6 protein-coding genes and 3 pseudogenes are annotated in these 20,333 nt (G+C 67.7%); 8 read left to right on the top strand and 1 reads right to left on the bottom strand.

Annotation, left to right across the window (positions count from 1 at the left end):
- Window position 1: 1 nt before the first annotated feature.
- Window positions 2–1,138, bottom strand: a pseudogene (xseA, locus tag GLA29479_RS20580) (exodeoxyribonuclease VII large subunit); the annotation flags it as partial.
- Window positions 1,139–1,362: 224 nt separating this feature from the next.
- On the opposite strand from xseA, the gene ispG reads away from it, so the two are divergent.
- From ispG to GLA29479_RS20545, 8 genes and pseudogenes are all read left to right on the top strand, one after another.
- Window positions 1,363–2,634 carry a flavodoxin-dependent (E)-4-hydroxy-3-methylbut-2-enyl-diphosphate synthase gene (gene ispG, locus GLA29479_RS20575; RefSeq protein WP_057920125.1) on the top strand — a complete coding sequence of 424 codons (1,272 nt, stop codon included), beginning with the start codon at window positions 1,363–1,365 and terminating at the stop codon, window positions 2,632–2,634.
- Window positions 2,609–3,349, top strand: a complete 741-nt coding sequence (locus GLA29479_RS20570; RefSeq protein WP_082638855.1) for a phosphatase PAP2 family protein — start codon at window positions 2,609–2,611, stop codon at window positions 3,347–3,349. The genes ispG and GLA29479_RS20570 overlap by 26 nt, the downstream gene beginning before the upstream one ends.
- Before the next feature lie 869 nt (window positions 3,350–4,218).
- Complete coding sequence (locus GLA29479_RS20565; RefSeq protein ID WP_057973292.1) at window positions 4,219–7,518, top strand: S8 family serine peptidase; 3,300 nt, start codon at window positions 4,219–4,221, stop codon at window positions 7,516–7,518.
- 554 nt (window positions 7,519–8,072) lie between these two features.
- Window positions 8,073–11,363, top strand: a complete 3,291-nt coding sequence (locus tag GLA29479_RS20560) for a S8 family serine peptidase (RefSeq protein ID WP_082638854.1) — start codon at window positions 8,073–8,075, stop codon at window positions 11,361–11,363.
- 73 nt (window positions 11,364–11,436) lie between these two features.
- Window positions 11,437–12,444 (top strand): annotated as a pseudogene (locus GLA29479_RS20555) (hypothetical protein); the annotation flags it as partial.
- Between the two features lie 93 nt (window positions 12,445–12,537).
- Window positions 12,538–12,774, top strand: a pseudogene (locus GLA29479_RS26175) (YadA-like family protein); the annotation flags it as partial.
- Window positions 12,775–13,073: 299 nt separating this feature from the next.
- Window positions 13,074–16,358: a S8 family serine peptidase gene (locus GLA29479_RS20550; RefSeq protein ID WP_057972693.1), complete on the top strand. Its 3,285-nt coding sequence runs from the start codon at window positions 13,074–13,076 to the stop codon at window positions 16,356–16,358.
- 494 nt (window positions 16,359–16,852) lie between these two features.
- On the top strand, window positions 16,853–20,173 hold the full coding sequence (locus GLA29479_RS20545) for a S8 family serine peptidase (protein WP_057972692.1): 3,321 nt from the start codon (window positions 16,853–16,855) through the stop codon (window positions 20,171–20,173).
- Window positions 20,174–20,333 lie beyond the last annotated feature (160 nt).

The following is a 20,333-nucleotide window of genomic DNA, read 5'->3' as shown; positions in this document are numbered from 1 at the left end:
GCAGGCGCCGGGCGATCGCCGCCTGCGGGCGGTGGGCGAGGGCGCTCAGGCGTTCGCGCAAGCGGGCGATGCGGCGCTGCGGTTGGTGCGCGCGCAGCACGGCGTCGGCGTGGCGCAGGCGCGCGCGTTCGCGTTCGAGCTGGCGGCGCCAGGCCTGTTCGAGACGGCGCAGCGCGTCCTGTTGACGGACGCGCAAGGTCGCCAGTCGTGCCTGTGGACGCAAGGCGTTCAAGCGCAAGCCGGCGCGGTCGGCGCGTTGCATGGCCTGGCGCAGGCGCTGCAGTTGCAGGTTGCGCAGGCGGGCCTCCAGCACGCGCAGGCGGTGCAGCAGGTCTTCGCGTTGCGGCACCAGCAGCTCGGCGGCGACCGAAGGCGTCGGTGCGCGCACGTCGGCGGCGAAATCGGCGAGGCTGAAATCGGTCTCGTGGCCGATCGCCGAGACCACCGGCACCTCGGAGGCGGCGATCGCGCGCGCCAGGCGTTCGTCGTTGAAGGCCCACAGGTCCTCCAGCGAGCCGCCGCCGCGGGCCAACACGATGACGTCGTAGCGTTGCGAGGCCTGGGCGCGTTGCAGCATGGCGACGATCTGCGCCGCGGCGGCATCGCCTTGCACCGGTACCGGCAACACCTCGGCCTCGACCAGCGGGAAGCGCCGGGCCAACACGCTGAGCACGTCGCGGACCGCGGCGCCGCTCGGTGAGGTAATCACCGCGATGCGCGAGGGGAAGCGGGGCAGCTCGCGCTTGCGTTCGGCGTCGAACAGGCCTTCGGCGCTGAGCCGCGCCTTGAGTTCCTCGAACGCGCGCCGCAACGCGCCTTCGCCGGCCTCTTCCATATGGTCGAGCACGAGCTGGTAGTCGCCGCGGGCTTCGTATAGGGTCAGCCGGCCGCGCGCCAACACCCGCAGGCCTTCGCGCGGGACGAACTTCAGCCAGCTGCTCTTGGGCTTGAACATCGCGCAACGGACCTGGGCGCGCGCGTCCTTCAGGGTCATGTACAGATGCCCGGACGACGGCCGCGACAGGTTGCCGAGTTCGCCTTCGACCCAGATCACCGGGAAGGTGTCCTCGAGCAGGTTGCGCGCCAGCGTATTGAGCTGGCTTGGCGTGAGGACGTGATCGGGGTCGCTGGGGGGCATGAGGCAGGCAGGGGAGGCAGCTGGCAGGCGAGGCGAGGGCGCGGCGCCGCAAGGGCATCGACAGTCGCAGGCGCCGATAGTATCGCGCTGGGCCGCCCCGGTCTCCGCGCCCGTTCGCGGCTTCGCAACGCGCCAGGGCCGTTCATGCAACGCTTCACCTGCGCGACACGTAAGTCCGGCCCTCGGCGCTACAAAGTCCGGCCCTCGGCGCTACAATGGCGGGCATGAATTCAGACCTCGTCCTGCCCTGCGCTCATTCCGGTTTTGGCCCCCTCCCGCGCCGTCTGACCCGTACGGTCAAGGTCGGCGGCGTCGAAGTCGGCGGCGGCGCCCCGGTGGTGGTGCAGTCGATGACCAACACCGATACCGCCGACGTGGCCTCGACCACCAAGCAAGTGGCCGAACTGTGGCGCGCGGGCTCGGAGATGGTGCGGGTGACCGTCAACACCGCCGAGGCGGCCGCGGCGGTGCCGCGCATCGTCGACAAGCTGGCGATGATGGGGATCGAAGTGCCGATCATCGGCGACTTCCACTACAACGGCCATCAACTGATGACCGCCGAGCCGGCCTGCGCCGAGGCCCTGGCCAAGTACCGCATCAACCCCGGCAACGTCGGTTTCGGCAAAAAGAAGGACAGCCAGTTCGCCACCCTGATCGAATTGGCGATCAAGCACGGCAAGCCGGTGCGCATCGGCGCCAACTGGGGCTCGCTCGATCAGGCCCTGGCGGCGAAGCTGATGGACGAAAACCATGAGCGCGCCGAGCCCTGGGATGCCGGCCGGGTGTTGCGCGAGGCGCTGATCCGTTCGGCGCTGGACTCGGCCGCCCGTGCGGTCGAACTCGGCCTGGCGGCCGAGCGCATCGTCCTCAGCGCCAAAGTCAGCGGCGTGCAGGAATTGATCGCGGTGTATCGCGAACTCGCCAACCGCAGCAACCACGCCCTGCACCTGGGCCTGACCGAGGCCGGCATCGGCAGCAAGGGCATCGTCGCCTCCAGCGCCGCGCTCGGCGTGCTGCTGCAGGAAGGCATCGGCGACACCATCCGCATTTCGCTGACGCCCGAGCCGGGCCAGGCCCGCAGCAATGAAGTCATCGTCGCCCAGGAACTGCTGCAGACCATGGGCCTGCGCGCGTTCACGCCGATGGTCACCGCCTGCCCGGGTTGCGGCCGCACCACCAGCACTTTCTTCCAGGAACTCGCGCAGAAGGTGCAGGAACACGTGCGCGCCAAGATGCCGGAGTGGAAGATCACTCATCCGGGCGCGGAGAACCTCACCCTGGCGGTGATGGGCTGCATCGTCAACGGCCCGGGCGAATCGCGTCACGCCAACATCGGCATTTCGCTGCCGGGCACGGGCGAAGCGCCGTCGGCGCCGGTGTTCGAAGACGGCCAGAAGACCGTGACCCTGCGCGGCGAGAACATCGCCACCGAATTCGTGGCCTTGATCGACACTTACGTCGAGCGCAATTATGGCGCCCGCTCCGCAGGCGTCTGAGTCCAGCGTCGCCGCCCGCGAGGGCGACGACACCCTCCGTCAGGAAGCGCGCTTCGGCGTCGCGCTGCTGCGCCGCCATGGCTGGTTGCTGTTGCTGGTCTTCATCGGCCTGCTGATGCCGTTATGGGGCTTCGCCGAACTCGCCGACGAGATCCACGAGCAGGAAGCGATCGTCTTCGACGTGCCCATCCTCGAATTCGCCCACGGACTGGCGCGCGAGGGCTACGACCAGTTCTTCGTGCTGATCTCCCGGATCGGCTACCTGCACGGCGTGGTGCCGTTCGACATCGCCCTGGTCGCGGCGCTCATCGCGCGGCGCCGTTTCCGCGAAGGCAGTTTCGCCGCGCTGGCGCTCGGCGGCTCGGCCCTGCTGAACATCGCCGCCAAGCAGTTCTTCGCCCGCGAGCGGCCGTCGCTGTGGGAGTCGATCGCGCCCGAGCACAACTACAGTTTTCCCAGCGGCCACGCGATGGGCTCGATGACGCTCGCGGTGACCTTGATCCTGTTGAGTTGGAACACGCGCTGGCGCTGGCCGGTGCTGGCGATCATGGCGCCCTTCGTGCCCCTGGTCGGCTTCTCGCGCCTCTACCTCGGCGTGCATTTCCCCTCCGACATCCTCGCCGGCTGGGCGGTCGCCACTGCCTGGGTGGTGGCGGTGTACCTGATCGTCTACCGCGGCGCACAGCTGCGGCCGTGGACGCTGAAGCGCTCTTGAGCCGCCAGCGCTGCGACATACACCCGTGCCGGCCTGACAGGCGCCTGCGCCATCACTCCGGTCCGATCCCGGGCGGTTCCTTGGCCGTGTGAGACGCATGGCGGTTTCGTCGTGTCGGTATCGGCCGGCCCGGCTTCGGCAGGCTCAAGTTCGTCTTTCTGCATTGCATTGGAAATACCGATTTCACGGTTAGTGGATTGGGCTGCCCTTCGCATGCGTGCCGACTATCGCGGAAGCCGTCCAATTTCCCGGCTGAGGCATGAACGAGCTTCGAGCAGCTACGCGATCGTTTTCATTTTGTTACCGAGCCCTCAGGGTGATGCTGAGGCCATCGAGAAATCTCCGCCGCCCCCGTTTCATCTGCGCCAAATATCGCGCATGCGATGGAGCATGGCTTCGCATCGGGCGGGGTCGGGCCGCCAGGCGTTTCGAACACGCCAGCATTTCGGTTTGTTTTCCTCTAAGAAAAAACAGAAGGTTTTGTGGGGTCGGACAGATCTTCATCTGCGCCATATATCGCACAAGCACTCTGTTGCAGCATCGCGTAAGTGGCTGAATCGACGAGTTCTTCATGGAAATATGCGTTTTTCAGACTTCATTCTCTCCGAAAAGTAAATGTCACACTTTCGCGTATTCGTATCGATGTCCTCCGCATGTGTGATGTGCGCTGAGAAATAAGTTTTTCCCCTGGGTAGGGTGATCGCGCGACGCCGGCGTTGTTCAAGTAGTGGGGAATATGCCGGCGAAGTTGCGAATGCGGTGCAAGACGATCGCAAGCCTGGAATGTTCCCTGCGTGCGCGACTGCGCGCTTCCGCGGAAACGGAGCGGTGCACTCGTTCTTATGGGCAACTTGCAGGGGTTCTTGGAAATGCCGAAGGTATTCAACAGGACATCGATCGCGATTGCGATCGCGGGGGCGGCTGCGATCGCCGGCGCGACGGTGGGCTTGTCGGGCAGCGATTCCGATCGTGGCCTGGCGATAGGCGGGGCTCCGATGCCGAGCCGTCAGACCGACACCGCGGTGGCGCAATACGAGCGCTACATCGTGGTCTATGACGAAGCGCCGTTGAGCACGTACAAGGGCGAAGTGGCGGGATTGCCCGCGCCCGGGCGGCTGGCCGGCGTCGGCCGCATGCGCGGGTCGAAGGGCCGCGATCGCATCGACGTGCGCAGTCCTGCAGCGATCCAGTACGTTCAGTATCTGGGCCACGTGCAGGCTCGCCACGAGCGCAGGATCGACGCCTTGCTTGGTCGCCGCATCAAGGTCCAACACCGCCTGCGCCATGCGCTGAACGCGGTGGTGACCGAACTGACCGTGGCCGAGGCCAAGCGCCTGTCGGTCTTGGCGGAAGTGCAATTGGTCCAGCCCGATGTGGCGTACGAACCCGCGACCGATACCGGCCCCGCGCTGGTCGGCGCGCCGGCCTTGTGGAACGCGAGCCCGAGCCAGTACCGCGGCGAAGGCATCGTGATCGGCATTCTCGATACCGGCATCAACTACGCCAGCCCGGCATTCGCGGCGGTGGACGAGAGCGGCTATCGCCACGTCAATCCGCTCGGCGCAGGCAAGTATTTGGGCACCTGTGCGCCCGGCGGCGCCGACGAGGGCCGTTGCAACGACAAGTTGATCGGCGGCTACGACTTCATCTGCGGCGAGCCCGGCAACCAGTGCGACAAGCCTGACGTACTGGAGGAGCCCGGTTTCGGCGACAACATGGACCATGGCAGCCATGTCGCTTCCATCGCCGCCGGCAATGCCTGGACCGCGCGTTACAAGGACCGGGCGGTTTCCATTTCCGGGATGGCGCCGCGCGCCAATATCGTCGCGTTCGACGTCTGTTCCAAGCCTGCGGTGGGCGGCGGCTGTTTCGAGTCGGCCGCGGCGCGCGCAATCGATCAGGCGATCGCCGACGGTGTCGTCGACGTTCTGAACTTCTCCATCAGCGGCGGCAAGAACCCCTGGGGTAATGCGGTCGCGCTGTCGTTCCTCAACGCCACCGACGCCGGCATCTATGTCGCCGCGGCCGCCGGCAACGACGGCGCGCAGGGGGCTTTCAGCGTGAACCACAACGCGCCCTGGGTCGCCACGACCGCGTCGGTCCAGCACGGCCGCGGCAGCTTCGATTTCCTCTTGCAGCTGACCGGTCCCGGCGCGATTCCGCCGGCACTGCAGGCGGTGTCGTTGACCGAAGGCAGCGGCGGCACCGCTCTGGCGGCGGCATTGCCGAACACCACACCGTTGCGTGTGAGCCCGGGCTTCGATAGCGCCGACGATGGCTGCGCGGCCTATCCGGCCGGCGCTTTCCAGGGCGCGATCGCGGTAATCCGGCGCGGTACCTGCACTTACGTCATCAAGGTCAACCATGCCGCGGCCGCCGGTGCCGCGGGCGTTGTCGTCGTCAACAATGTCGCCGGTACCATCGCGCCGCCGGTGCCCGGCACCGCCATCCCGGCATTCGGCGTGCCGATGGCCGAGGGTAATGCGATCCGCGATTTCGCCGTCGGCAACGGCAATACCTCCACGGCCGGCATCGGCTATCCGCCGACGCCGGTGCCCAACACGCCCGACGTCCTGGCCGCCTCCAGCGGGCGCGGCCCGGCCGGCGAGTACGACGTGGTCAAGCCCGATCTCGCCGCGGCCGGCGTAGCGATCGTGGCGGTGAAGTCCGGAGCCACGCTCGCCGGCAACGAGAATCTGGTCGGTATCTCCAGCGGTACCTCGATGGCTTCGCCGCAGCATGCCGGCGCCGCCGCCTTGGTTCGTCAGGCGCGCCCGACCTGGACCGTGGCCGAGATCAAGTCGGCCTTGATGATGACCGCCAAGCAAGAGGTGTTCAAAGAAGATTCGGTGACGTCGGCCGACGCCCATGCGATGGGTGCCGGCCGGATTCAGGTCGACCAGGCGATCAAGGCCGGCCTGCTGCTCAACGAGACCAAGGCGAACTTTCTCGCCGCCGATCCGGCCATCGGCGGCAATGCCGCGGCCCTCAACCTGGCCAGCATGGGCAAGTTCAACTGCGTCAATTCGTGCACCTTCACTCGTACGTTCCGCAACGTCTTGAACACGCGCCAGAGCTGGACCGCGAAAGTGCAGGGGCTGTCCGCGGTGGTTTCGCCGGCTTTGTTCACCCTCAATCCGGGCGAAAGCAAGGCGGTGAAAGTCAGCGTCAGCGGCGGTTCGCTGGCGACGACCGGGGCCTTCAGTTTCGGCAAGCTGGTGTTGAGTCCGTCCGGCGGCGATACCGCGCAGCCGGTACTGCGCCTGCCGATCGCCGTGGCGATACGGCCGGCCAAGGTGGCCCTCGAGCCCGCGCAGGTCGCCTTGAACTTGCCGGTGGGCGGCAGCGGCAGCGTGAACTTCCGTACCCGCAACGTCGGTGGCGTGGCCCTGGACTATCAGATCGACAACACCGGTTCCGGCGGCCGCACGCTGGTCGCTCAGGGCGTCAATCCGAACCGAAGAGGTTTCTACAGCAACCGCAATACCGATGTGACCACGCGCGGCCGGGCTTCGCTAGCGGCCGACGATTTCACCCTCGACAGCCCGACCGGCATCGCCCGGATCCTCGTCAATGGCTTCACGACCGGCGGCGGCAAACTCGAGAACGCGACGAACCTGGACTGGTCGATCTTCCGCGACCTCAACGGCAACCCGGAAGGTAACCCGGAAACCACACCGCAACTGGCAGTGTGGCGATACACCGCCGCGCCGAACTCGGCCGGCGTGTCGATCAGCGGCGACGCGATTCGCCTGAACCTGGCAGCCGCCGGCCAGAACCTCAACCTGGCTGTCGGCCGTTACTGGCTGGTGGCATCCGCCCGCACGCCGACCGCCACTTCATGGGCCTGGTTCGGTTCGCTGGACGGCGACAACGTGTTGCGCACGCTGTCCGTCGCCGCCGACGGAACCGGCGCCTGGCGGGCGGGCGACGGGCACGCCGGGTTGTCCTACACCCTGGAGGGTACGAACGAGTGCGGCAAGAGTTGGATCGGTGCGCCGAACCGCGCGTTCGGCCGCATTCCCAGCAGCGGAACCGTCGATACGCAGGTGCAGATCAACACCTCCGGCCTGGCTGCGGGCAGTTACGTGGGCTACATCTGCGTGGCCAGCAACGATGCCTCGATGCCCAAGGCGGCCTTGCGCGTCGCCCTGACCGTCACGCCCTGACGCGATGCCTTTGGTGCGGCGTTTCGTCGCCGGACCCTCGACGATCGGCTCGGCCGGGCCCGCGCAGGCCCGGCCGCCTCTCGTTTCCGCGCCTCATCTTCGATCACCACTGTCGATGCACGGTGACGTTGATCGAGGCGTCGGCGGCAAGATCTGGCGCGCTGCGAGGGCGTCGTGGTTTGCACATCCCAAGCGGTCGCCACCAGTCACGCCGTGGTGTCGTATCCGACCGCCAACACGACGGCCGCTGGATGACGGGCTGCTGGTGCCGCGTCTTTACCTGATCTGAAGTCCATCGGCAAGGGTTTCGGCGGCCATCGCTTGGCTGGTTTCGCCAAGAGTGGCAAGGTTATCCTGCAAATAATGTGTGATCTGGGTGGGGGGATCCCGTTCCGTCAGCGTTGTGACTTCAGGGGGAAGGAACAACGCCGCATTTGGCCGTGTCCACGCCGGCGCCGCGACAGATCCACCTCCCCCTACACGAGTGCGCAATGCCGGCCGCATTGGCCAGGCGTTGCGCTTAGCGCATGCGTCAGCAAAGAGGGGCTAGGGGAATGCGGAAAGTGATGAAGAGAACTTCCATTGCGGCGGCGATCGCCGCGGTTGCCGCCGTCGCGGGGGCGAGCGCGCTGATGTCGGGCCGCGATGTCGGCCCGAGCGGGCCGATCGGCGGCGCACCGCCGCCGCCGTTGCCCAGCGAGGCAGCGTTGGACGGTTATCAGCGCTATATCGTGGTTTACCGCGAAGCGCCATTGGGCAGCTACAAGGGCGAAGTGCGCGGTCTGCCGGCGCCCAAGCGCCTGCCCGGTACGGTCGCCGGCAATGGACGCATCGACGTCCAAAGCGCGGCGGCGCGCAGCTACGTGCAGCATTTGGGCGATGTCCAGGCCCAGCACGAGCAGCGCATCCGCGGCGTGCTCGGCCGCAGCCCGCGCATCGACTTCCGCATGCGTCACGCCCTCAACGGCATGGTCACCCAGCTCACCCCGCGCGAGGCCGATCGCCTCGCCCAACTGGACGAAGTGCGCTTCGTCGAGCCGTACAAGGAATACGAGCAGGCCACCGACGTCGGCCCTGCGCTGATCGGCGCGCCGGCGCTGTGGAACGCCGCTCCGACCGGGTTCCGTGGCGAGGGCATGGTGGTCGGCATCATCGATTCGGGCATCAACTTCGGCAGCCCGGCCTTCGCCGCGATCGACGACAGCGGCTATCGGCACGTCAACCCGCTCGGCGCCGGCACCTACCTGGGCAGTTGCGCGCCCGGCGGCGTCGACGAAGGCCGCTGCAACGACAAGCTGATCGGCGGCTACGATTTCGTCTGCAACGCGCCGGGCAACCAGTGCGGCGTGGCCGACATCCGCGAAGAGCCCGGCTTCGGCGACACCAACAGCCACGGCAGCCACGTCGCCTCGACCGCGGCCGGCAACGCCTGGACCGCGACTTACCGTGGCCACAACATCCGTATTTCCGGTGTCGCGCCGCGCGCCAACATCATCGCTTACGACGCCTGTTACACCCAGATCTCCACCGGCCGCGGGCTGTGCCCGAACACCGCCACGGTGCGTTCGATCGACCAGGCCATCGCCGACGGCGTGGTCGACGTGATCAACTACTCCATCGGCGGCGGTTCCAATCCGTGGAGCGAAGCGACCTCGCTGTCGTTCCTCAACGCCACCGATGCCGGCATCTATGTCGCCGCCGCTGCGGGCAACGATGGCCCGGCGTCGTACAGCTCCGGGCATCTGGAGCCGTGGGTCGCGACCACCGCAGCGTCGCAGCACGGCCGCGGCACCTTCGCATGGGTGCTGTCGGTGTCCGGCCCGGGCAACGTGCCCGACGACTTGCAGGCGATCGAACTGACCGAGGGCAGCGGCGGTACGCCGTTCGCCGTCGCCATTCCGGGCAACACCCCGGTGCGTGTCAGCGCCGGCATCGACACCGCCAACGACGGCTGCGCCGCGTTCCCGGCCAATGCCTTCCAGAACTCGGTCGCGGTGGTTCGCCGCGGCACCTGCAACTTCACCGACAAGGTCGCCAATGCCGCAGCCGCGGGGGCCGTCGCGGTGGTCATCGCCAACAACCAAGCCACGGGTCTGACTCCGACGGTGACCGGCGCGACCGTTCCGGCCTTCGTCGCCAGCCAGGCCGACAGCAATCTGCTGCGCGACTTCGCCAACGCCAACGCCAACACCAGCGTCGGCGCGATTCCGTTCCCGTCGGTGATCGTCAACAACACCCCCGACCAGCTCGCCGGTTTCAGCTCGCGCGGCCCGGCCGGCAGCCTGGATGTGATCAAGCCCGAAATCACCGCGCCGGGCGTCGACATCCTCGCCGTCACCGCCGGCACGGCGATCAGCGGCAGCGAAAACCTGGTCGGCCTGAACAGCGGCACCTCGATGGCTTCGCCGCACCATGCCGGCGCCGCCGCGCTGGTGCGCCAGGCACGCCCGAACTGGACCGTGGCCGAGGTCAAGTCGGCGCTGATGATGACCGCCAAGCAGGAAGTGCTGAAGGAAGACGGAGTCACTCAGGCCGATGCGCACGCGATGGGCGCCGGCCGTCTGCAACTGGAGCAAGCGATCCGCGCCGGTCTGGTGCTCAATGAGACCACCGCCAACTACCGTGCGGCCAATCCGGCTACCGGCGGCGAGGTCTCGGCGCTGAACCTGGCCAGCATGGCCAAGTTCAGCTGCGCGGGCTCCTGCTCATTCACCCGCACCTTCCGCAACGTGCTGCCGACCCGGCAGACCTGGACCGGCAAGGTGCAAGGTTTGAGCGCGTTGGTCTCGCCGTCGCTATTCACGCTCAATCCGGGCGAGACCAAGACCGTCAAGATCACGGTCAGCACCAGTTCCTTGCCCTCGAACGGCAACTTCAACTTCGGCAAGTTGGTGCTGACGCCGTCCGGCGGCGACACCAGCCAACCGTTGTTGCGCCTGCCGATCGCGGTCGCGGTGCAACCGCCGCGCCTGGACGCCACCCCGGCCACCGCGCTGACCCTCATCCAAGGCAGCAGCGGCAACGTGACCTTCCGCCTCGGCAACATCGGCGGTTCCAACCTGGATTGGCAGATCGACAACACCGGCAGCGGTGGACGCACGCTGGTCGCCCAGTTGCCGAACAACGCCAATGGCCGTCGTTCCACTCGCTTTACCGACGCGGCCACGGTCGGCGCGCGCGCGCAGCTGTCGTCGGACGACTTCACTCTCAGCGATGCGACCGGTATCACCCGGATCGTCGCCGATGGTTTCGTCAACGGCGGCTCCCTGGCGACTTCGACCAACATCAACTGGTCGATCTTCCGCGACGTCAACGGCAACCCCGAAGGCAATCCGGAATCGACGCCGCAGTTGGCAGTGTGGAGTTACACCTCCACGGCGACCGGCGCCGGCGTGTCGACCTCGGGCTTCGCCACCATCAACCTCAACCTCGCCACCGCCGGCCAGAACGTCGATCTGCCGGCTGGCCGCTACTGGTTGGTGGTGTCGGTGCGCGCGCCTTTGGCGACCAGTTGGTTCTGGTTCAACGGCACCAGCGGCGACAACATCTACCGTAGCGCGATCATCAACCCCGACGGTAGCGGTGATTGGACGGCCACGGCCGGTGCGCCCGGCATGGCCTATCAGCTGCAGGGTGCCAACGACTGCGGCGCCACCTGGATCGGTGCACCGTCGCGCGCGTTCGGTCGCCTCGCGGTCGGCGCCAACGTCGACACGCAAGTGCAGATCAGCGCCGCAGGCCTCGTACCTGGCAGCTACTCCGGCTATGTCTGCGTGGCCAGCAACGATCCGCTGCGTCCCAAGGCGGCGCTGCGGGTTGCCCTGACGGTCACGCCCTCGCCGTAACGCTCCGGGTGCCGGACCCGCACTCGGTCCGGCACCTCAAAACCGGGCGCGGCCGCCTGCGCGGTCCGCGTCGATGCTTCTTTCCGCCGCCGCGCCGATGCACGGATCCGCGGCGGCGCACGACATCCTACTGGGGGACAGTTTGAACATTTCGCACAAGACTCTACTCGCCGCCGCTCTGTCGCTGGCCTGCACCACCGTCTGGGCCGGCGAGCCCTGCGTGCTCGACGACGGCTTCGGCGGTACCACCACCGGCGGCGCCACCGCCGCCGGCGGCAGCGCCATCGCTTGCGGTCAGGGCGCCAGCGCCGACGGCGACTTCGCCGTGGCCACCGGCGCCGGTGCCACCGCCAGCGCGGTCGGCGCCGTCGCGATCGGTGCGGGCACCACGGCCGCGGGCGACCAAAGCACTGCAGTGGGCACCGGCGCGACCGCTTCGGCCGCCAACAGCAGCGCGATCGGCGACAGCGCCACCGCGGCTGGCGAATTTTCCACCGCGAGCGGCTCGGCCAGCACGGCCGGCGGACGTTTCGCCACCGCCAACGGCGCCGGCAGTTCGGCCAGCGCAGACAACACCACCGCGGTGGGCGCCAACAGCTCGGCATCGGCCGCCGGTTCGGTCGCGCTGGGCAGCGATTCCATCGCCGACCGCGCCAACAGCGTGTCCTTCGGTGCGGCCGGCAGCGAGCGGCAACTGGTCAACGTCGCCGCCGCGACCCAGGACACCGATGCGGTGAACCTGTCGCAGCTCAACACCCTGAGCGGTGCGTTCGGCGGCGGTGCGAGTTTCGCTGGCGGCGTGTTCACGCCGCCGACCTACGTGATCCAGGGCGGCAACTACAACGATGTCGGCGCGGCGTTCTCCGCGGTCGACGGCCGGCTGACCGATCTGTACACGCGGGTCGGCGCCGGCGTGGCTTCGTCGGTGACCTATGACGACGCTTCGAAGGCCCAGGTGACCTTGCAGGGCGGTGGCGGCACCCGCGTGTCCAACGTCGCCACCGGCACCGCGCCGACCGATGCGGCCAACGTCGCCCAGGTCCAGGCCGGCGACGCGCAGACTTTGCGCAGCGCCAACACCTACACCGATGCACGCATGAACCAGATGCTGGCGGCGCCGACCGCGGCGATCAACGAACTGCGCGACGACATGAACTGGCGTTTCAACAAGCAGGACGAACGCATCGACAAGATGGGGGCGATGACCTCGGCGATGGTGCAGATGTCGGCCAGCGCCGCCGGCCTGCGCACCCAGAATCGCATCGCGGTCGGCGCCGGTTTCCAGGGCGGCGAGCAGGCCTTGTCGATCGGCTATCAGCGCGCGATCAGCGACCGCGCCACGGTGACCGTCGGTGGTGCGTTCAGCGATTCGGAGAGCTCCGCGGGCGTGGGTGTGGGCTTCGGCTGGTAAGGCGGTTCGCATGGTTGTCGTGTAAGCCGGGGCCGTCGATGTTCCAGCGTTGAAGCGCGATTTCCGAAGGCGACAAGTAAAGGGCGGCGCTCGTGAGGGCGCCGCTTTTTTTTGCCGGCGCCCAGCCTCCCGGACGGGCCACGGCGTCGCAGCTTCGGCGATCGGCCGGGCGCAGCTTGGTTGTGCTTTTGCAAGCCACCGCAATGCGCGCGGCCGCAGCGGACATCCGCGCGGTGCAATGCGAACATCGCGGCCGGGCGGTGCGCTCGTATCGTCCAATCACCCGGGGAGACAACAGGATGTCGAAGCAGATTTCGATCGCCGTGGCGGTAGCCGCGGCGGCGGTGACAGCGCTCGCTTTCGCGGCCATGAAGGTGTCGCGCGAAGAGGCAGGAAATTCGGGGTCGGTCGGCGGCGCTCCGCCGCCGAGCTTGAGTACGGGCAGCGGCAGCGATGCCGTGCGCTACGTCGTGGTTTATCGCGAGGCGCCGCTGAGCGCCTATCGCGGCGAATCGGACCATTTGCCGGCAGCGGCGCGACAGCGGGCCGGCCATGCCGGCCGCGGACGGTTGGACGTGCACAGCAATCGCGCACGCGTCTATCTGGATTACCTCGAGCGCCTGCAGGCGCGGCACGAAGCCGAGATCGGCCGCGCGCTCGGACGCCGCCTGCACGTCGAGCGGCGTCTGCGCCACGCGCTCAATGGCGCGGTACTGCGCTTGAGCGCGGCCGAGGCTGCGCGTGTCGCGGAACGCCCCGAAGTCTTGTTGGTCGAGCCGTATCGCGAGTACGCCCAGGCCGGCGACACGGGGCCGGCGTTGCTCGGCGCACCGGCGTTGTGGAATGCCGTCCCGACTTCGTTCCGGGGCGATGACGTGGTGATCGGCGTGATCGACTCCGGCATCAATTTCGGCAGCCCGTCGTTCGCCGGCGTGGATGAGGCGAATCATCAACACGTCAATCCGCTCGGCAGCGGAAATTATCTCGGTTCCTGCGCTCCCGGCGGCGTCGACCAAGGGCGCTGCAACGACAAGCTGATCGGCGGATACGATTTCGTGTGCGGTGCGCCGGGCAATTTTTGCGGCATCTCGACGGTGCGCGAAGAACCCGGTTTCGGCGATAGCCAAGGCCACGGCACGCAGGTGGCGTCGGTGGCCGCCGGCAATGCGCGCACGGTCCAGTACAAGGGCCGCGACGTCGCCATCTCCGGTGTGGCTCCGCACGCCAATCTGATCGCTTACGACGCCTGTTACAGCGTGGTCTCGACCGGGCAGGGTTATTGCCCGGCAGTGTCGGTCGTCGCGGCGGTCGACCAGGCCGTGGCCGACGGTATCGTCGACGTGCTCAACCTGTCGATCACCGGCGGTCTCGAACCTTGGGGCGAAGCGGTGTCCCTGGCTTTGCTCAACGCCACCGAAGCCGGCATCTATGTGGCCGTGCCGGCAGGCAACCTGGGCGCGGAGGCGGGCAAGGTCGAGCATATCGAACCCTGGGTCGCGACGACCGCGGCCGCGCAGCATGGGCGCGGCGAGTTCGCTTCCTTGTTGCAGGTCACCGGTCCCGCACCGGTGCCGGCGGCATTGCAGACGATCGTCCTGGGCGAAAGCAGTACCGGCGTACCGCTGACTGCGGCGATAAGCACGAGCACGCCGTTGCGCGCGAGTCCGGGCATCAACACCGGCTCCGATGGTTGCAGTGCATTCCCAAGCGGGACGTTCCAGGGCGCGATTGCGGTCATGCGCCGTGGCACCTGCACCTTCTCGATCAAGGTCAACAACGCCGCTGCCGCCGGTGCGGTCGCGGTGGTGATGGCCAACAACGTGCCGGGCACGTTCGCGCCGACCTATCCGGGTACGACCATCCCGGCCTTCCACGTTTCCGCCGCCGATGGCACGCAGTTGCGCGATTTCGCCATGAGCCAGGCGTCGGCGACCGCGGGCATCGGCTATCCGGCAACGCCGATCCCGAACACGCCCGACGTGTTGGCGGGCAGCAGCGGCCGTGGGCCGGCGGGCCGTTTCTCCGTGCTCAAGCCCGACCTGACCGCACCCGGCGTGCTGGTGCTGGCGGCGACATCGGGTACGGCGATCAGCGGCAGCGAGTCGGCGGTCGCGTTGGCGAACGGCACTTCGATCGCGGCCGCGCACAATGCCGGCTCGGCGGCGTTGCTGCGTCAGGCACGGCCGCAATGGAGCGCGGCCGAGGTCAAGTCGGCGTTGATGATGACCGCCAAGCCCGAGGTGTTTCTGGCCGACGAGTACACGGTCGGCAATGCGCATGCGATCGGTGCCGGCCGCATTCGTGTCGATCAGGCCTGGAGCGCCGGCCTGGTGCTCGACGAAACCGCGGCGAACTTCCGCGCGGCCAACCCGGCCAACGGCGGCGACCCGGCGAACTTGAACCTGGCGAGCCTGGCGCAGGCGAAGTGCCCCGACAGTTGCAGCTTCACCCGGGTTTTCCGCAACACCTCAGCGGACGCGCAAACCTGGGACCTGGTTCTGCACGGTTTTCCCGGCTCGATCGCGCCGACCCAGTTCACGCTGGCGCCGGGCGCGAGCCAGACGGTGCTCGTCACCATCGACAGCAGCGGCGTGCCGAAAGACAACTCGTGGCGCCACGGCCGTTTGGAACTGAGCTCCGGCAGCGGCAGTACCCAGGCCGTTCTGCGTTTGCCGATCGCGATCGCGGTGCCGCCGCCGGCGATCGCGTTCAATCCGGCGCAGGTGTCGTTGAGCGTGGCCGCGGGCAGCAACGCGACGGTGCCGTTCCGTGTCGAAAATCGGGGCGGCTCGTCGTTGCTGTATCAGTTCCAGCTCGGTGGCACCGCACTGCGTACGCTGGTGGATACCAGCGCCTCGCCCATCGCGTATGGAGACATGAGCACGATCTTCACCGATCCCAACCTCAATCCGCCGGCGGCCTTCGCCGCCGAGGATTTCACCCTCACCGAAACCACGCGCATCGGCAAAGTGCTGGTGCGAGGCGCGAATAGCGGCGGCTCGCCCGTGGCGAGCGTGGCCATGATGTTGGGGTGGAGCGTGTATCCGGATTTCAACGGCAACCCATCCGGACACCCGATGACGGTCGGCAATCCACCGGCGGTCTGGAATTTCTCCACCGCTTCGATGACCGCGCCGGGTCTGCGTCTCAAGGGAGGCGATATCGGCTTGGATCTCGCCGCGGCCAATCAAACCCTCGAGCTCGCGCCTGGACGCTACTGGTTGGTGCCTTACGTGCGCACGGCGCAGGCCACGCAATGGATCTGGCAGCAATCGAACTCGGCCGGCAGCAACGGCTATCGCACCATGCGTCTCGGTGTCTACAGCTGGAGAAATGGCTTGCCCGGGCCCGGCGGGACCGGACTGGCCTGGCGCGTCGAGACGCAGCATGCCTGCGGAGCGAGTTGGATCCTCACCAACCTGGGCAGCGGCCAAGTCGGGATCGGCAATGGCGACGACCATGACGTCACCGTCGTCAGCAACGGTCTCGCCCCAGGGCATTACGTCGGTTATGTCTGCGTCTCCAGCGACGATCCCGAGCGCCCCAACTCGGCCTTGCGCGTAGAGTTGACCGTGACGCCCTGAGGCCGCACCGCAGCGCGTCTTACCGCCGCTCGTGCTGCGATGCAAGGTGAACGCCGCGATTCTGCCGCGATGCAACAAAACGATGGCGCCCACGGGGCGCCATCGTCGTTTGCGGCAGGCCTCGCCGAGGGCGACAGGTTCGTTCGGCTTCGCCGCCATCGTTGGCCGGTACCGGCCGCACGCCCGGCCCTGCCCGGGAACTGAGGTTTCAGCACTGCAACATACCGAAAAAGCATCTGTAGGCGCATCGAAAATGTGTTACTCATCACGCCGCAACGTTCGAGGCTCCAGCAGGCTGCTGGCTTGGGAGGGGAGGCAACGCCTCGTTGCGTTTGCGGTAGTTCCGGCGCTTGGAAGGGCGCTGGGGGGCTGCGGGCACGGAGCAGGGCCGCTGTTCGTCGCCGACGATCTTTACCTTCCTGAATTCGAACCGCGACATGCCTGAGGGGGCAGGCGTGGGGCGGTTTCTTCGCGAACGGACGAGGAGATCTCTCATGCCAACTGCACTGAACCGATTGACGATCGCCATCAGCCTGGTCGGGCTGGCGGCGCTCGCGGGGGCCGCGATCCGCGGCCTCTCCAACGACAGCCCGGCCGATGCCGGCGCGATCGGCGGCGCACCATCGCCGAATCGTGTCCATAACGGCCTGGAAACCCAGACCAGCCGTTACATCGTGCTGTACAAGGAAGCACCGCTCAGCACCTACCACGGCGAAGTCGCGGGCCTGCCCGCACCGCAACGCCTGGCCGGCGCGCAGAACGCGAACAGCGCTGCCGCCAAGAGCGCGAGCGGCGGCAGCAATCGCATCGACGTGCACAGCGCACAAGCGCGCAGCTACGTACGCCATCTCGATACCGTGCAGCGCGATCACGAGCGCGGCATCAGTTCGCTGATCGGCCGTCCGCTCGCGATCGAGCGCCGCATGCATCACGCCGTCAACGGCGTGGTCACCCGCATGACCCAGAACGAAGCCGCGCGCATCGCCAAGCTGCCCGGGGTCGAACTGGTCGAGGAATATCGCGAGTATCCGCTGGCGACCGACGTCGGCCCGCAGCTGATCGGCGCGCCCGCCTTGTGGAACGCCAGCCCGACCCAGTTCCGCGGCGAAGGCGTGTTGGTCGGCGTGCTCGACACCGGCATCAACTTCGGCAGCCCGGCGTTCGCCGCGGTCGACGACACCGGCTATCAGCACATCAATCCCAACGGCAGCGGCAACTACCTCGGTTCCTGCGCCCCCGGCGGCGTCGACGAAGGCCGCTGCAACGACAAGTTGATCGGCGGCTACGACTTCGTCTGCGGACCGCCCGGCAACACCTGCGGCGTCCCGGGCCTGCGCGAAGAGCCCGGTTTCGGCGACACCAACAGCCACGGCAGCCACACCGCATCGACCGCGGCCGGCAACGCCTGGACCGCGAATTACAAGGGCCGCAACATCCGCATTTCCGGTGTCGCCCCGCACGCCAACATCATCGCCTACGACATCTGCTACACGATCATCGCGACCAACCAAGGCCAATGCCCGAACACCTCGGCGGTGGCCGCGGTCGACCAGGCGATCGCCGACGGCGTCGACGTCATCAACTACTCCATCGGCGGCGGCGCATCGCCGTGGGGCGAGTCGGTTTCGCTGGCCTTCCTCAATGCGGCCGATGCCGGCATCTACATCGCCGCTGCCGCCGGCAACAGCGGCCCGGGCCCGAGCACCATGGGCCACCAGGAACCGTGGACCTCGACGACCGCCGCTTCCCAGCACGGCCGCGGCACCTTCGCCTATCTGTTGCAGGTGACAGGTCCCGGCACCGTGCCGCCGGCGTTGCAAGCGGTGGTATTGACCGAAGGCTCGTCCGGCGCGGCGTTCACCACGTCGTTGCCGCCGACCACGCCGGTCCGCGTCAGCGCCGGCATCGACACCGCCGCCGACGGTTGCGCCGCGTTCCCCGCCGCCACCTTCCAAAATGCGGTCGCGGTGGTGCGTCGCGGCACCTGCAACTTCAGCATCAAGGTCAACAATGCCGCCGCCGCGGGTGCGGTCGCGGTGGTGATCGCCAACAACCAGCCGGGCGTCACCTCGCCGAGCGTCCCGGGCACGACGATCCCGACCTTCCTCGCCGCGCAGACCGACAGCGATGCCTTGCGCAATTTCGCCACCGGCAACGGCAATACCACGACCGGTGGGATCAACTTCCCGCCGACGCCGATTCCGAACACGCCCGATGTGCTCGCAGGTTTCAGCTCGCGCGGTCCGACCGACGGCCTGGACCTGATCAAGCCCGACGTGACCGCGCCCGGCGTCAACGTGCTCGCGGTGATTTCCGGCACCACCCTGACCGGCAGCGAGAACATCGTCGGCCTGCTCAGCGGTACCTCGATGGCGTCGCCGCATCAGGCCGGCGCCGCCGCGCTGCTGCGCCAGGCCAAGCCCGATTGGACCTCGCACGAGATCAAGTCGGCCCTGATGATGACCGCCAAGCAGGAGGTCTTCAAAGAAGACGAAGTCACGCCGGCCGATGCCTTCGCGATGGGCGCGGGCCGCATCCAGGTCGATCGCGCCTTGCGCTCGGGGCTGGTGCTCAACGAGACGACGGCGAACTTCCTGGCGGCCGATCCGGCCACCGGCGGCGACGTTTCCAAGCTCAACCTGGCCAGCCTGGACAAGCGCGAGTGCTACGGCTCGTGCACGTTCAAGCGCACCTTCCGCCACGCCCAGGGCAAGCCTGAGTTGTGGTTGGCGCAGGTCAAGGGGCTCGACGGCATCGCCTTCCCGCCGGTGTTCCTGTCGGCGCCCGGCCAGAGCACGACGGTGCACGTGATCGTGCTGAGCACGGGCTTCGCCAAGGACGGAAGCTGGCACTTCGGTCAGCTCGACCTCAAACCGCTGTTGACCCGCGCATCGCCAGATCTGCATCTGCCGATCGCGGTCGCGGTGCAGCCGCCGGCGATCGCGCTGAGCCCGGAGCAAGTGTCGCTGAGCCTGAGGGCAGGCAGCCGCGGCTTCGCCGACTTCAGCATCGGCAACACCAGCGGCTCGCCGTTGGAGTTCCAGGTCGACAACACCGGTTCGGCATCGCGCACGGTCGTCAGCGCCAGCAGCGAAGGCGTCGCCAGCGGCTTCCGCAGCACGATCTACACCGATCCGGCGTCGGCCGGCGGGTTGCCGGCGCAGTTCTCCAGCGACGACTTCACCCTGACCGACACCACGCGCCTGTCCAAGCTGTTCTCGGAAGGCTTCGTGTCCAGCGGTGCGTCCCTGGCGAGCACGGCAACCAACATCAGTTGGAGCGTGTATGCCGACAACGGCGGTAATCCCAGCAGCAACCCGTTGGCCGGCAATGCGGTGTGGAGCTACACCTCCGCGCCGAACGGCGCGGGCGTGACCCTGGACGGCGCCAACATCGCGCTGGACCTGGCCGCCGCCGGGCAGAACGTCGAACTCGCTCCGGGCCGCTACTGGCTGGTGGTGAATGCGCGTACCAGCTTCGCCAACCGTTGGGTGTGGTTCGCCTCCAACAGCGGCGACAACCAGTTCCGCACCATCGCGCCGGACGCGGGCGGTGTCGGCACCTGGTTGGCCGGTGCCGGTTTCGCCGGGCTGGCCTACGACATCCAGGGCCTGAGCGCTTGCGGTGCGCCGTGGATCGGTGCGCCGACGCGCGCCTTCGGCACCGTGCCGGGACACGGCACGATCGCCAATCGCGTGCGCATCAACACCGCCGGCCTCGCGCCGGGCGGACACGTGGGTTATGTCTGCGTGGCCAGCGACGATCCGGTGCGGCCGAAGGTGGCGTTGCGCGTGGCCTTGACCGTCACTCCGTAACGATCGCAGGCTGAAGCGTCATCCAGACCGGGCCCGTTCGCGGGCCCGGTTTTTTTGTGCCTGCGTGGCGGCGAGGGTGCCTGCGATGTGGTCGCGCATCGATCGATGATTATCGATCGGCCGCTTCTGTTTTCTCGCCTTCGACAGCTATCGACTGCCG

This window comes from Lysobacter antibioticus, from assembly GCF_001442535.1.
Classification (GTDB): domain Bacteria; phylum Pseudomonadota; class Gammaproteobacteria; order Xanthomonadales; family Xanthomonadaceae; genus Lysobacter; species Lysobacter antibioticus.
This window is presented reverse-complemented; position numbering and strand designations above follow the sequence as displayed.

Coding starts and splice junctions, on each gene's coding strand:
- ispG (WP_057920125.1), top strand. CDS start 1,363: ATGAATTCAGACCTCGTCCTGCCCTGCGCTCATTCCGGTTTTGGCCCC.
- GLA29479_RS20570 (WP_082638855.1), top strand. CDS start 2,609: ATGGCGCCCGCTCCGCAGGCGTCTGAGTCCAGCGTCGCCGCCCGCGAG.
- GLA29479_RS20565 (WP_057973292.1), top strand. CDS start 4,219: ATGCCGAAGGTATTCAACAGGACATCGATCGCGATTGCGATCGCGGGG.
- GLA29479_RS20560 (WP_082638854.1), top strand. CDS start 8,073: ATGCGGAAAGTGATGAAGAGAACTTCCATTGCGGCGGCGATCGCCGCG.
- GLA29479_RS20550 (WP_057972693.1), top strand. CDS start 13,074: ATGTCGAAGCAGATTTCGATCGCCGTGGCGGTAGCCGCGGCGGCGGTG.
- GLA29479_RS20545 (WP_057972692.1), top strand. CDS start 16,853: ATGCCAACTGCACTGAACCGATTGACGATCGCCATCAGCCTGGTCGGG.